The organism is Nostoc sp. (assembly GCF_036917415.1).
In the GTDB taxonomy this organism is placed as follows: Bacteria; Cyanobacteriota; Cyanobacteriia; order Cyanobacteriales; family Nostocaceae; genus Nostoc.
This window is the reverse complement of sequence record NZ_JBALDJ010000061.1, coordinates 84,098-97,473: the sequence shown is the minus strand read 5'-3', so window position 1 is coordinate 97,473 and position 13,376 is coordinate 84,098. Positions and strand designations below refer to the sequence as shown.

General features: G+C 42.4%; 14 protein-coding genes. 7 read left to right on the top strand and 7 right to left on the bottom strand.

The window, feature by feature from the left end; genetic code table 11:
* The first annotated feature begins 27 nt into the window (after positions 1–27).
* Both V7K41_RS12090 and V7K41_RS12085 read left to right on the top strand, forming a co-directional pair.
* Entirely contained in the window at positions 28–540 is a 513-nt protein-coding gene (locus V7K41_RS12090; RefSeq protein ID WP_334848382.1) for a phosphate-starvation-inducible PsiE family protein, read from the top strand.
* Positions 541–671: 131 nt separating this feature from the next.
* The gene (locus V7K41_RS12085; RefSeq protein ID WP_334848379.1) at positions 672–2,408 is read left to right on the top strand and encodes a diflavin flavoprotein; all 1,737 of its coding nucleotides are present in this window, start codon (positions 672–674) and stop codon (positions 2,406–2,408) included.
* Between the two features lie 404 nt (positions 2,409–2,812).
* Here the strand turns inward: V7K41_RS12085 and V7K41_RS12080 are convergent, their stop codons facing one another.
* The 7 genes from V7K41_RS12080 to V7K41_RS12050 form a co-directional block, all read right to left on the bottom strand.
* Positions 2,813–4,120 carry a CO2 hydration protein gene (locus tag V7K41_RS12080; protein ID WP_334848377.1) on the bottom strand — a complete coding sequence of 436 codons (1,308 nt, stop codon included), beginning with the start codon at positions 4,118–4,120 and terminating at the stop codon, positions 2,813–2,815.
* Between the two features lie 102 nt (positions 4,121–4,222).
* Positions 4,223–5,719 carry an NADH-quinone oxidoreductase subunit M gene (locus V7K41_RS12075; protein ID WP_334848375.1) on the bottom strand — a complete coding sequence of 499 codons (1,497 nt, stop codon included), beginning with the start codon at positions 5,717–5,719 and terminating at the stop codon, positions 4,223–4,225.
* Positions 5,720–5,925: 206 nt separating this feature from the next.
* On the bottom strand, positions 5,926–6,639 hold the full coding sequence (locus V7K41_RS12070) for a carbonic anhydrase (RefSeq protein ID WP_334848373.1): 714 nt from the start codon (positions 6,637–6,639) through the stop codon (positions 5,926–5,928).
* A 51-nt stretch (positions 6,640–6,690) separates the two neighbouring features.
* Complete coding sequence (locus tag V7K41_RS12065; protein ID WP_334848371.1) at positions 6,691–8,568, bottom strand: NAD(P)H-quinone oxidoreductase subunit F; 1,878 nt, start codon at positions 8,566–8,568, stop codon at positions 6,691–6,693.
* A 346-nt stretch (positions 8,569–8,914) separates the two neighbouring features.
* On the bottom strand, positions 8,915–9,100 hold the full coding sequence (locus V7K41_RS12060) for a hypothetical protein (RefSeq protein WP_334848370.1): 186 nt from the start codon (positions 9,098–9,100) through the stop codon (positions 8,915–8,917).
* 73 nt (positions 9,101–9,173) lie between these two features.
* A complete protein-coding gene (locus V7K41_RS12055) occupies positions 9,174–9,434 on the bottom strand; it encodes a type II toxin-antitoxin system RelE family toxin (protein ID WP_334848368.1) in 261 nt (86 codons plus the stop codon).
* Complete coding sequence (locus tag V7K41_RS12050) at positions 9,427–9,669, bottom strand: hypothetical protein (protein WP_334848366.1); 243 nt, start codon at positions 9,667–9,669, stop codon at positions 9,427–9,429. The genes V7K41_RS12055 and V7K41_RS12050 overlap by 8 nt, the downstream gene beginning before the upstream one ends.
* A 17-nt stretch (positions 9,670–9,686) precedes the next feature.
* Between V7K41_RS12050 and V7K41_RS12045 the strand changes: the two genes are divergently transcribed.
* From V7K41_RS12045 to V7K41_RS12025, 5 genes are all read left to right on the top strand, one after another.
* Entirely contained in the window at positions 9,687–9,872 is a 186-nt protein-coding gene (locus V7K41_RS12045) for a hypothetical protein (RefSeq protein ID WP_334848365.1), read from the top strand.
* Positions 9,873–9,907: 35 nt separating this feature from the next.
* Positions 9,908–10,495, top strand: coding sequence for a Uma2 family endonuclease (locus V7K41_RS12040; RefSeq protein WP_334848363.1), 588 nt, complete (start codon positions 9,908–9,910; stop codon positions 10,493–10,495).
* Between the two features lie 77 nt (positions 10,496–10,572).
* The gene (locus tag V7K41_RS12035; RefSeq protein ID WP_334848361.1) at positions 10,573–10,755 is read left to right on the top strand and encodes a hypothetical protein; all 183 of its coding nucleotides are present in this window, start codon (positions 10,573–10,575) and stop codon (positions 10,753–10,755) included.
* 152 nt (positions 10,756–10,907) lie between these two features.
* On the top strand, positions 10,908–11,219 hold the full coding sequence (locus tag V7K41_RS12030; protein WP_334848359.1) for a hypothetical protein: 312 nt from the start codon (positions 10,908–10,910) through the stop codon (positions 11,217–11,219).
* A gap of 75 nt (positions 11,220–11,294) precedes the next feature.
* On the top strand, positions 11,295–13,283 hold the full coding sequence (locus V7K41_RS12025; protein WP_334848357.1) for a pentapeptide repeat-containing protein: 1,989 nt from the start codon (positions 11,295–11,297) through the stop codon (positions 13,281–13,283).
* Positions 13,284–13,376: the final 93 nt, after the last annotated feature.

Sequence of the window (13,376 nt, the reverse complement as noted above, 5' to 3'; positions counted from 1 at the left end):
GCGATTCATCGCGTCTCCCAAAAAACTATGTATAAATCTGCTGAAAATACCCCAATTACCATGTACGAAATAAATCGGGGGCGCGTCGTGCGAACCTTGGAATTTATCCAAGATATAATTGTAATTTCTTTGTGTATCGGTTTATTTAGCTTCATGGTGCTTCAGGTGAGAGATATGTTTCTCTCCTTACTTCCGCCTCTAGATTTTCATGCTGTTACTGCCGATATTCTCTTTTTACTTATCTTAGTTGAGTTATTCCGACTGCTGATTATTTACCTACAGGAACATCGAGTATCGATTGGGGTAGCTGTTGAAGTTTCCATTGTTTCTGCTTTGCGAGAAGTCATTGTAAAAGGGGTTTTAGAAACTAATTGGACTCAAGTTTTAGCAACTTGTGCCTTTTTATTAGTGCTGGGAATACTACTGTTTCTCCGAGTTTGGCTACCCCCGACCTTTGAAGGGATCGACCCGGAACAAGAAGCATCTAAACGCTATAGAAATCTAGCCAAGTCTGAATTAACACAAACCAATGGTCATTAAGGGGAAGCAGGGGAGCAGGGGGCAGGGGGCAAGGGAGAGAAAAATTACCTCTTTCTTTCCCCTCTGCTCCCTGCTCACTACCCCTCTGCCTCTTGTGCCCAATGCCCAATGCCCAATCAAGAGAGGTTATTATGTCTACTGCCACATTAACGTCCAACCATAGCAGAGATGTACAAGTTGCTGAAATTGGTAAAAATACTCTGATTCTACGATCGCGGACTTGGGACAGACTAAAATTTGAGGTGGAGTATTCCCGCCAACGGGGAACTACAGCAAATTCTTATCTGATTCAAGCTGATAAAAAAGCTTTAATTGACCCTCCCGGCGAATCTTTTACCGAAATTTACCTTGAGCAACTAGCACAACATCTAGATTTTATCTACCTCGATTACATTGTTCTCAGTCATGTCAACCCGAACCGCAGAGCAACCTTGCAAGTATTGCTCTCTCTGGTTCCTCAAGCCACTCTCATTTGTTCTCGCCCCGCCGCCAATGCTCTAAAAACTGCCTTTCCCGAATTTGAATCATCTATCCAAGCGATGCGATCGCAGGATACTCTAGATTTAGGACAAGGACATCTTCTATCATTTATCACCGTACCGACTCCCCGTTGGGCTGATGGACTTTGTACCTACGATACCGCCACAAAAATTCTCTATACAGATAAACTTTTTGGCGCTCATATTTGCGAAGATACTTTGTTTGATGAAGATTGGAAGGGATTAGATGCGGAACGTCGTTACTATTTTGAATGTCTCCATGCGCCCCAAGCTAAACAAGTCGAAGTAGCCTTAGATAAATTGTCAGCTTTGGGAGCTAGATGTTACGCCCCAGCACACGGCCCGGTTGTCCGTTACAGCCTCAGTCGTTTTACCTATGATTACCGTCAATGGTGTCAAGGGCAAAAATCTCAAGAGTTAAGTGTCGCTTTGCTTTATGCTTCTGCTTATGGAAATACAGCAATTATGGCGAACGCGATCGCTCAAGGTTTGATTCCAAATGGAGTTAATGTACAATTAATCAACTGCGAACTAGCCGATTCTGCGGAGATTAACCGCATTGTAGAAACCTGCGATGGCTTGATTATTGGCTCACCCACTTTAGGCGGCCATGCACCGACTCAAATTCAAACTGCTTTAGGAATAGTTCTCTCGGTGGCAGCTAAAACTAAGTTAGCAGGGGTGTTTGGTTCTTATGGTTGGAGTGGCGAGGCAATTGATTTAATCGAAAGCAAGCTCAAAGATGCTAATTATCAACTAGGATTTGAAACCATTCGGGTGCGTTTCAGTCCAACTCCTGAGATTCTCCAGCAATGTCAAGAAGCTGGTGCTTCTTTTGCCCAAAACTTGAAGAAAACCAAAAAACTGCGGACTTCCCGCCAGATTGTCACAGAAACCCATGTCGATCGTACCGAACAAGCGGTGGGGCGGATCGTTGGTTCTCTGTGTGTTGTGACAACTCGTGATCAAGAAACTCACAAAGGGGTTTTAACTTCTTGGGTATCGCAGGCAACTTTTAACCCGCCAGGAATTATGATTGCGATCGCTAACGAGCAAAATGCAGATTTAATGCATCATCCTGGCGATAAATTTGTGCTGAATATCCTTAAAGAAGGAAGAAATGTGCGGCGCTATTTTTCTCGTCACAGCACTTTAGGAGATAATCCCTTTGCAAATCTTGACACAAAAACTGCTCTGAATGGTTGTTTGATTCTGAATGAGGCATTAGCCTATTTAGAATGTACAGTGCAAAATCAGCTCGAATGTGGCGATCGATGGTTAATTTATGCCGTCATCGATCGCGGTGAAGTGTTGGAAAATGATGGTGTCACGGCTTTAGAACATCGGAAATCTGGCAGCTATTATTAATCTGACTGTTCACTATTGTCTAAAAAACCTCTTTCTTTGTAGAGCTACGGTATACACACAAGTCTTTTAGAGTTGCAATGGCATTGTTTTGGCTGACAATCAATACGGTTCGGTTAAGGTAATAGGACTTACGCACAAGTTACGGAATAACGAACCGCAGAGGCACAGAGAAGCCAGTGCGTTGGGCGGGTTCCCCGACTTGTAGCAACTGGCGCGGCACGGAGAAATCAGAGTTTGAGAGATATTTTGCGTAAGTACTAGGTAAGAGACGTGATGAATCGCCCTCTCTACAATAGACCTCTTGCATAAATCAAAAAAAAGAACCCCACTCCGCATTTGAGTAAAGCAAATGCGGAGTGGGGTTCTTCGGGTTTAGTAAGTAATCAAGCGGACATGATATGATATTATCGATAATCTTGATTTTGAATGCTTCCTAAACGAGCAGCATCACGAATATTGTAGTCATTACGGGTAAAGCGATTTAGCTGCATTTCAAAAAAATCTCGATTGGCTTGTAAATGCTTGGGATTTTGGTCATCTAATGGATATAAAAGTGCAGTTCGCAAGGCTTGAATTACCGCAGAAGTAACACAGTACATTGAGCGTTGAAAACTAACTCCTAATTGAATCAACATATCTTCTTCACCCCGGCAATGTTGGCTGTAATAATCAACAAGATAGGGTGGTAAAAAATGCAGCATATCTTGCATTAATAATGTCGGAGGAATGCCAGCAGTACCTACTGGAAATACATCAGCGTAAAGAATCCCATAGTGAAAGTCTTTCTGGTCTTCCGGTACTTGACGCGCTTGAGCATTATAAGATTTTGTTCCTCGGAAGGGTGCAGTGCGGTAGAAAACTGCTTCTACATAAGGTAATGCAGCTTCGTATAGCCACATAAAACCCTTAGATTTGGGCACAATTTCGTAGCATTCACCACGAATATAAACGTGATGGTAAATGGGACGACCTGCGATCGCAAATATACCATTAACTAAGAAGCTCATCGCCTCTGGGACACTGCTAATGCTACCTTCGTCATAGCGGTCGGACATTTCAAAGAATACTGGGGCCATGACTTCCCAGAATAAGCCCAGATTAGCGTAGTATGACATCTGGCGGCACTGTTCCAAAAACATATCAGGGAACAGTTTGTAAAGTCCTAGCATTACTGGGTTCCCTTGGAAGTAAGCTTTAATTGCCCTGTCAGCATTGGCTTTGTATTCTTCAGAATCTAGGTAAGGGTCAAATTGTCCACCCATCCCTCTATGCCACAACATCGCCCGCATACAAGCTTCCGCAAATTCCATGTTAATGCGATCGTGGAACAAGTGATGCAACAACTTTGGCATTTTAAAAGTTTCACCCTTCTCAATAAATGCCAAAAGTTCTGGATGTGCAGTAGCTTCGCCGCGCCAAATTCGTAAATCTGCATCATCGCCAGCGTAATGATTATGCAGTTCTAAATACTCTTTGGGTAAGAAGTATTTAAAGAACGGTAACGGGTTTAAAAATTCGCGTTCGGCAATATAAAGTAGGTCACGCCAGTAAAAATCCATTGGCACAGCATAAGCTTTATATAAACCAATGATTTGCATCAAATTTTCTGGAGTATCAGGTAACATTGCACCGCCTGCTTCTAGACGATGAATTACGTCAGCAAATTCGTGATTAGAAGGAGGTAATTTAATTGCTGTTTTAATTGCAGTCATGGTAATGATATTTACTCAATTGCGTAAACTTCTAGCGAATCGAATTCAAAAACTCTGCGCTACTTTGCGTTAAACTTTGCGTTCCTCTGCGTTTAAAAACTCTTAATTATTTACCACTTCAGAGATAACAGTTTTTTCTAATGAGGGAATTGCAGCCACCATTGTTGTAGTTGTGGATTCACTCCAACGGACTAACCAAGTGGGTTGTACTCCCAAAAAGATGATAAAAGCTGCCAAGATTAAAGCTGGGATTTTTTCAGACCAAAGGACTTTGGGATAATAGGCGAAGTTTTCCAGTCTGCCAAAACAAGTGCGGTTGAGGAGGATAACAAAATAAACTGCGGTTAATCCACTAGCGACTACACACAAAATTGTCGAGAGGGGAAAGATAGAGAAACTGCCTTGAAAGACGATAAATTCCGCGATGAATCCTGTTAAACCGGGAATACCTGCGCTAGCCATACCGCTTAAAACTAGTAAAGCGCTAATTAGAGGTAAACCGCGTATGGGACTCATTAAACCATTGAGTTTATCTAACTCGCGTGTACCAACTTTGGCTTCTACAACTCCTACCAAGTGGAAGAGAATGGCTAAAATAATGCCGTGACTGAACATTTGGGCGACTGCACCCACGAGTGCTAAGGGAGTACTCGCAGCACCAGCCAGCAAGATATAGCCCATGTGGCCAACGGAACTGTATGCTACCATGCGCTTGATATCTTTTTGAGCGATCGCAATTACTGCCCCATAGATGGCGCTGACTGCTCCCCAAATTGCCAAAGTCGGTGCAATAATACTCCAAGCATGGGGAAACATACCCAACCCAAATCGTAGCAGTCCATAAGTTCCTAGCTTTGCTAACACGCCACCGAGAAGAATGGCAATTGGTGCTGAAGCCTCAACATAAGCATCGGGTAGCCAAGTATGGAAGGGAACTAAGGGAATTTTAATCCCAAAGCCTAACACTATTCCTGCTAGTAAAAGGATTTGCTTTGCTGTTGATAGATTTTCTGTAGAGACTGCATCAAAAGCAAAATTGGTAGAACCACTCAGCCACACCATACCCAAGAATGTCGCCAGAATTAATGCTCCTGAAACAGCAGTATAAATCAAGAATTTAATCCCAGCATAACCTCGTTTTGCCCCTCCCCAAATTGAAATTAGTAAGTAGAAGGGGATTAATTCTAGTTCATAGAATAGGAAAAATAGCAGCAAATTTTCCGCTAAAAAAGCACCTGCAACTCCTCCACTAACTAATAAAACCATCGAGTAGAACAGCCGGGGGCGTTCAGTTTCTTTACTACTGCTGTAAATAGCAATCCAGGTGAGCAGGCTATTTAACACCAACATCAATATAGAAAGCCCGTCAACACCTAGTTGATAACTCAAACCAAGGGTTTCATTCCAAGGCAAATACTCTTGAAATTGCATCCCTGGATTGCTGATGTCAAATTTTAGCAGGATAAAAAGGTTCCAGAATAGAACTATTCCAGAAAAAATTAACGCTGTTAAACGAATGCGATGATTAGGGATACTTACAGGTAAGATTGCTATGAAAGCAGCGGTTAAAATTGGCAGCCAAATCAAAACACTTAACATGGGAGTTTTGTCCTTTGTCCTTTATAACTCAATACCCTTGGGTTAAGAGAATAGTAGGTTGGGTTGAGCGATAGCGTAACCCAACAAAGTCTCGATAATGTTGGGTTTCGTTCCTCAACCCAACCTACGTCTTCGTCCTTTGTCTTTTGTCCTTTATGACTTACTCTTAGCCAATGACTAATGACTAATGACAAAGGACAAAAAAGCTAATCAACTATACTAATTTCTCCAGTATCTAAATCGTAATAACCACCAACTATTTTCAGCTTTTCTGCTTTGATTAACTCTGATAAAACTGATGATGATTGCAATTTTTTAATTTGCGCCAAAATATTTGCTTTACAAGCATTTTCTACCTTATCTCCTGATTTATCTTTTGAGCTTTCTACACTTGGTTTAATTGCTTCAAGCAAACTTCCAATTTGTCCAGGTACTGGATCGCCTTTAATCGCCGCTTGTACCGCCCCACATCTTTCATGCCCTACTACCATGATGACTTTGGAACCTAATATTAAGCTGCCAAATTCTAAGCTCCCAATTTGCTGTGTTGTGGCAATATTACCAGCTATCCGGCAGACAAATAAATCTCCAAGCCCTTGGTCAAAAACAATTTCTGAAGGGACTCGTGAATCTGCACAACCTAAAATAGAAGCAAAGGGCTTTTGACCTTTGGCAACTTCAACTAAACGTGAATAGCTTTGGTCAGGATTACGACGTTTTCTTTTGGCAAACCTTTCATTCCCATCTAATAACTCTTGCAGTGCTTTATCGGGCGTAATATCTTCTTCTACTGGTTTTTTTTCGGCTGCAAGTAGGTTTGAACCAAGTCCGGCTGTCAATACACCTGTACCGATCGCACCTGCACCAAACTTGAATAAACTTCTTCTGGAAAGATTTCTCTGCGGATGTCGTATGCTCATGGAATTATCCTCACAATATTAAACTGTTAACTTTTAGTCGGATAGCTACTGCTACCTAAGTGTCGAGATTTGAAAAACAAAATTTAAAAATTGCACTCCCCAAAATGGCCAAGTTACCCACATTCCTAAAAAACTCACTCCTAGAAGAACAGTGAATGCATAAAACTGGGTTTGTCCAGAGGTGCTGTATTTAAGACCTTCGCCACCTAATAAGGAAAATAAACCAACGAAATTAACGATACCATCAACCACAAAGCGGTCAATCATATCGGCAAGTTGGGAAATTTTAGCAACTCCAAAAATTATCGTCATCCGATAGAGTTTGGGGGTGTAAAAATCGTATGCTATTAAGTCTTGCAAACCTTTCCAAGGCAAACGAATCGGTTTCGGAATATTGCTCAAATAAATCACACCAGTGATACCGCACCCGAAAATACTCGACCACATTAAAAGTAGTGCGACATCTTTATTGAGGTTTGTCCAATCTGGTAAAAGTGATAAGCTTTGCAACACTAAAGAAAGATGTAGACTGACACCAAGTAAAATCATTGTTGGCAGAATCATCGGCCAGTGGGCTTCAGGCGATCGCTGACTCATTTGTGTCGGTTTACCACCAAAAATTAAAGCGAATTCTCTCGTTAAACTGACGGCTGTCAAAGCATTTACCGCTATCAATACTCCCACTAACCAAGGTTGGGTTTTCCATAACCCATCTGCTAATTCCAGCATCGCCGAAAAGCTACCCAGGGGTGGAAAACCAATTAACCCCAAACTTCCAACGATAAAGGCGATTCCAGAAATTGGGCGGCGTTTCCACAGTCCACCAAGTTGGGTTACGTCTTGGGTGATGCTATTCCAGATAATTCCGCCGGTACTCATTACCAATAGTGCTGCAGATATGGCATGAGTAAGGACTAACAATAGTGCTGCTTCGTCTTGTTGCACTCCCACGGCGATGAATACTAAACCCATGTATGCGCTGACAGAATAGGATTGGCAGCGTTTAAGATCGATTTGAGCGATCGCAATTAAAGAAGCACCCACGGCTGTCACCGCACCAATCGCCACCATCGCCGAGGAAGCTATGGGCGAGATGGTTAACACAGGTTGCAATTTAATCAGCACCCATGCACCACTAGCTACTACTACCGAGTTCCGCAAAATCGTACTGGGAACAGGACCTTCCATCGCTTCATCTAGCCAGAGATGCAAGGGAAATTGGGCACATTTACCCATCGGCCCAGCAATTAAAGCTAAACTTACCAGTGCCATAGTTGTCGGGTTGACGTTAGCAGTAGCCGCCCATTCAGCTAATTCTGGATAATTCCAAGTTCCAGCTAAAGGCCATAATGCCAACACGCCCATCAGCAAGAATAAGTCTCCCACCCGCTTGGTTAAGAAAGCATCTCTTGCACCTGAAACTACCAACGGCTGACTAAACCATAACCCAACTAGTAGGTAGGTTCCCAGCGTCAGGACTTCCAAAATTACATAGCTGAAAAACAAGTTATTACACAAAGCAAGGGCACATAATCCCGCTTCAAATAATCCCAACAAAGAATAGAAGCGTCCCCAACCCCAATCCATTTCCATGTAGCCGATCGCATAAATCTGCGCCAGCAAATTCAAGCCAGTAATCACAACTAAAGCGCCGACACTCACCGAGGATATATCCAAAGCAACAGTCAGGTCTAAACCAGCCGTAGATAACCACGGAATAAATACTTCTTGGGCTGGATAATTCCAAGTTGCTTGTAGGGCGATCGCACAATGCACAAACGCCAAAAATGTCATCACCAAGTTTACATAACCCGCCGGTCTTGGCCCCGTTTTCCGAATGATCCCCGGCGACCAAGGCACGGCTAACAAGCCACCTATTAAGGCATAGCACGGAACTAGCCAAACAGTCTCAAGTAGAAACTGAGCCATCAACTCACCTCTATTATTGTCATTAAAAATTATCGGTTTTAAATCAACTCGCGTTGATCCCAGTGACCTAGTTATTGCAGATAATGCAATTTCATCTTTATTTAATTTTCTTAGAAACAGCTTACCGTTATATCTGTCCAAATGGAATTAGTTAACTAAATAAATTTGAGATAATAACTCTAATTATTTCTTATGTAATAAACTATTTAAGCAATGAATCGTACCTATTAATTTTTATCTATGCATTAAGTTAGAGATGAATCAATAGTTATCATTAGTTTTATCAATCGATCTAAATAACAAGAGACGCAATCAATCGCGTCTCTACAAATCGACTAAATGTAATTTATATTTGCGTGATTTTGTCAACCTGCCAGTGAGAGATAGTAATGGCAGGTGGCGAGACAACTTGACTAATGGGGGCGGGTTTCATGTCTCGGTAGTCCAGGAGTTGGACTAGGATCAGGTAGGCGATCGCTAAAATGATCGAAATCGCACCTGTAAGAATGGCAATTATTTTTGAACGTTCCATCACTATTTCCTGTAATGCAAGTTATTGTGCAGTGTCTATATCCACATTAATACTTGAGACACACACCACACACTTACCGATATACATCGCTCCGATGGGCTACTAGTAAAATAGTAATTAGTTGCTGTTCTTCATCCACTTTATAAACAACTCGCCAGACACCAACTCGATAGCGAAAAAGACCTGCAAAATCACCTTTGAGCCGCTTAATGTTTGGATGTTCATAAGCATTCTCTCGTAGTTGGTCAAAACAACGGTTTAGTCGTTGGGCTAGTGATGCATCTACTTCTTGATAAAACTTCTGTGCTTTGCGAGTCAGTACCAGTTCATACATGACGACGAATACTGTCAAATGACACCACTTCCCCAGCGTCAGCTTCCTGCATAGCTTCACGCAAAGCTTGCTCAAAACCAGGAACATTCAAAAGTTCCGTTGTCGCCTCATTTTCTTCTCTTTCTTCTAGATCGGCCAGAAAATTACTCACTACCCGCAGCCTTTCTGGAGACAGTCGCCGTAAACGCTTCTCAGCTTCCTGAAGAATAGTAATGTCATCTTGCTTTGATTCCATAGTTATTTCTATACCTAATGTTTTTTACCGTCGATTTACTCCCTCCTTTATATGCTAAGGGCAGCTTGTCGTCAGATATCGCCCTAGAGTTGGCGATCGCTAAAATAACCGAAATCGCACCTGTAAGAATGGCAATTATTTTCGAGCGTTCTATCAGTATTTCCTATAATGCAAGTAGAATAACTGTATTGAGCCATCGATGAGAATTGCGTAGGCGCAGCCCACCGTAGGTATCGCTATGACTGCAACCACAAAAAAATTTACTTTTGCAGAGTATCTTAAGTATGACGATGGCACGGATACCCAATATGAATTGGTAGATGGAGAATTAATTCCCATGAGCCTTGGCACTGGCAAGCACGGTAGCATCTCTAAGTTTTTAGAACGAAGCTTTGATGATGAAAGTGCCAAAATTGGCCAGAATTGGACAGCACAAAAGTTTTCTGTGGGAGTGCGTTCGCCACGCAAAGGACGCTGGGACACCTCACGAATTCCAGATGTAGTAGTATTACCAACACAGCAGTGGGAAGCACTTTCTAATCGAGAAGCTGTTATCGAACTCAACGAAACTCCCCCCATATTAGTGGTAGAAGTCGTCAGCGAATCTACACAAACCACAGACTATCGCAGCAAACGTTCTGAGTATGCTGTTCTGGAAATTCCCGAATATTGGATTGTTGACCCGATTCAAGAGATAGTAACAATATGCACCCTAGTAGAAGGGTTCTATGATGCTGTTGTATTCCGAGGACAAGAACGCATTATCTCTTTTACTTTTCCACAGTTGGATTTGAGTGCCGAACAAGTCTTGGCAGGACGGAAGTGAACTCTCAATTACTACCAATTTGCAGGCGGCATAGAGGACGCTAACATTGTTAACGCCGCTATCTCAACGGTGATGCGATGCCTACAGCGGCAAGCTACGCAGTTGCAAGAGTGATAGTCTTGCCAAATATCGTCCTACCATTACCTGTTGTTGCTGAACTGCTGTTTGGAGGGGAAAATTCTGCCCGTTCTTTGGAAAACTTGACTCGCTATTTACGGTTTATTGAGGCTTGTGCTGTAGTTCCAATACGCTTGGGTTAAGAATATTTGTAGGTTGGGGCAATGCGTTACCCAACCTACCCTGCAACCTGTTGGGCTTCGTTCCTAACTTAAACACAAACCTAACCCCCAACCCCTTCCCTACAAGGGAAGGGGAGCAAAAATCAAAGCCTCTCTCCTTTTAGGAGAGAGGTTTGGAGAGAGGTCAGAATATTAAGTTGCACATCGCGTTTGAATATAAAAGGGCAATAAATGAGCCTTTGAAGCTCGACGTTGACCTTCTGAGGTTCGACGTTGACCTTCTGAGGTTCGACGTTGACCTTCTGAAGCTCGACGTTGACCTTCTGAAGCTCGACGTTGACCTTTTGAGGCTCGATGTTGACCTTTTGAAGCTCGACGTTGACCTTTTGAGGCTCGATGTTGACCTTCTGAAGCTCAACATTGACCTTCTGAGGCTCGATGTTGCGGCTTTTATCCTCGAAGTTGCACCTTTGAAGCTCAACTAACAAATATATTTAACCATTCCTGAATTTACAGGGATGAGCGTGTAGTAAAATTTGCTCACCTCTGTAAAGTGGAACATGGCTTTAGACTTCTCCGGTCAAAATCTCCGAGGACGCAACTTCAAAGGTAGACAAGACCTTGCGGGTGCAAACTTTAGCTATACCGACATCCGAGGTACAAACTTCATTAACGCTAATTTGAGAGGTGCAAACTTCAGCCATGCCAAAGCCGGATTGCAATTGCATTCAATAATTGTTTTGGTATTAACTTCATTACTTGTATCGACAATATCAGGGTTCTTCTTTCCATACTTTGGGGCTAGTACGATATCCCTGCTTATTAGTAGAAAAGACCCTGCTGGTTTAGCCGTGATCGTAATATTGGCAGTATTTTTTATTTTTCTTCTTACCATACGCCAAAGTGTATTAGCAGCTCTAATAGTTATAGCTTTGGGGGCAGCTTTAGTTGGGATGGGAGCTATGTCAACATCTTTGGCAGCATCTGTAATTGTAACCGTAGTGGTGGTGGTCGCGGCGGTTGAGGGCAGGGCGGCTATGGCAGCAGCTGTAACATCGGCTGTAATGGCTGCCATGACTGCAATTGTAATAGTGTATGCCAAGGCAGGAGCGTTAGTTGGATATGGGGCAGCAATTGCGACGGTGGTAACAGTTGGATTATCACTTTATATGAGCCTGCGAACTTTAGCTGAAGATGAAAAGTATATCTACATTAGGATGATTGGTATTGCATGTGGTGGTGATGGCACCAGTTTTCGTAGCGCTAATTTAACAGATGCTAATTTTACTCAAGCGATACTCAAAAGCACAAATTTTACAAATGCTAATCTGACTCGCACTTGCTGGTTCCAAGCCCAAAAGCTAGATTTTGCAAGTGTTTGGAAGACTTATTTAGATAAATCACTAGTGCGACAATTGGTAGTTACAAGAGAAGGACAAGACAAAAATTTTGATAATCTATCGCTACGAGGTGTAAATTTGTGTGGTGCAAACTTAGCTGATGCTAGCTTTATAGGAGCTGATCTCAGTGAAGCTAATTTGCAAGATACTGATTTGTCAAGAGCAAAGCTAAAGCAAACCCAACTAGACGGCACAGATTTAACAGGTGCAACTCTCACAGGAGCATACATTGAAGATTGGGGCATTACAAATACAACTAAATTGCATGGGGTGAGGTGTGAATATGTCTTCATGCGCTTACCCACCAAAGAAGACCCCGACCCGCTCCGCAAACCTGATAATAAACAAGAGGTATTTGCAGACGGCGATTTTGCCGACTTTATTAAGCCAATTTTTGACACTCTCGACCTTTATCATAATCAAGGCATTGACCCCCGCGCTGTTGCCATTGCCTTCAAAAACCTTGCCGAAAACCATCCCGAAGCCGAGTTAGAAATCGTGGCAATGGAGAAACGCGGCGATGATAAAATCTTGCTCAGAGCCAAAACCGCAGTAGTTAGCGATAAATCTCTACTGAGTGCAGAATATTTTGATGATTATAATCAACTCAAAGCTTTATCGCAGAGTCAGCAATTATTGCTGGTAGAAAAAGATAAGCGCATTATTAGTTTAGAAAATATGGTAGATACTGCTCTCAAGCAGCCAAAATTTTATACTCAAGGAGATACAAATATGTCAGATATCAGCGGCATCAGTATTCAAGGTAGCAGTAATGTTAGCGGTATCGCTGGCAATAATTCTATTGCTAATCTAGGAACCATTAGCGGTAACGTGAGTATTGCCCTCAATGAGTTACCTGATGCACCAGATGCCGAGAAACCAGGAATCAAAGAATTATTGTCGCAGTTGCAAGATGCAATCATACAATCTACATATTTGCCAGAAGAAGACAAAGCCGAAGCGCTAGAACAGGTGAAGGCTTTGGCAGAAGCGGGTAAAAATCCTCAAGAATCAACCAAGCAGAAGACGGCAAAAACTGCAATCACCATGTTGAAAGGGATATTTACAGGCTTACCTGTTGTTGCCTCTGTGGTGGAAGCGGCTAATAAATTATTGCCTACGATTTCTAAACTATTCGGTTTGGGATAATTTAACGTGAGGTCTTTTAAATAAAAAATCCTTAAGAGGATGTTTTAAAAGTTCTTTGGTCGGTAGCAAAACGTTTTAGATCCCCCTAAATCC

Coding starts and splice junctions, on each gene's coding strand:
- V7K41_RS12090 (WP_334848382.1), top strand. CDS start 28: ATGTATAAATCTGCTGAAAATACCCCAATTACCATGTACGAAATAAAT.
- V7K41_RS12085 (WP_334848379.1), top strand. CDS start 672: ATGTCTACTGCCACATTAACGTCCAACCATAGCAGAGATGTACAAGTT.
- V7K41_RS12080 (WP_334848377.1), bottom strand. CDS start 4,120: ATGACTGCAATTAAAACAGCAATTAAATTACCTCCTTCTAATCACGAA.
- V7K41_RS12075 (WP_334848375.1), bottom strand. CDS start 5,719: ATGTTAAGTGTTTTGATTTGGCTGCCAATTTTAACCGCTGCTTTCATA.
- V7K41_RS12070 (WP_334848373.1), bottom strand. CDS start 6,639: ATGAGCATACGACATCCGCAGAGAAATCTTTCCAGAAGAAGTTTATTC.
- V7K41_RS12065 (WP_334848371.1), bottom strand. CDS start 8,568: ATGGCTCAGTTTCTACTTGAGACTGTTTGGCTAGTTCCGTGCTATGCC.
- V7K41_RS12060 (WP_334848370.1), bottom strand. CDS start 9,100: ATGGAACGTTCAAAAATAATTGCCATTCTTACAGGTGCGATTTCGATC.
- V7K41_RS12055 (WP_334848368.1), bottom strand. CDS start 9,434: ATGTATGAACTGGTACTGACTCGCAAAGCACAGAAGTTTTATCAAGAA.
- V7K41_RS12050 (WP_334848366.1), bottom strand. CDS start 9,669: ATGGAATCAAAGCAAGATGACATTACTATTCTTCAGGAAGCTGAGAAG.
- V7K41_RS12045 (WP_334848365.1), top strand. CDS start 9,687: ATGTTTTTTACCGTCGATTTACTCCCTCCTTTATATGCTAAGGGCAGC.
- V7K41_RS12040 (WP_334848363.1), top strand. CDS start 9,908: ATGACTGCAACCACAAAAAAATTTACTTTTGCAGAGTATCTTAAGTAT.
- V7K41_RS12035 (WP_334848361.1), top strand. CDS start 10,573: ATGCCTACAGCGGCAAGCTACGCAGTTGCAAGAGTGATAGTCTTGCCA.
- V7K41_RS12025 (WP_334848357.1), top strand. CDS start 11,295: ATGGCTTTAGACTTCTCCGGTCAAAATCTCCGAGGACGCAACTTCAAA.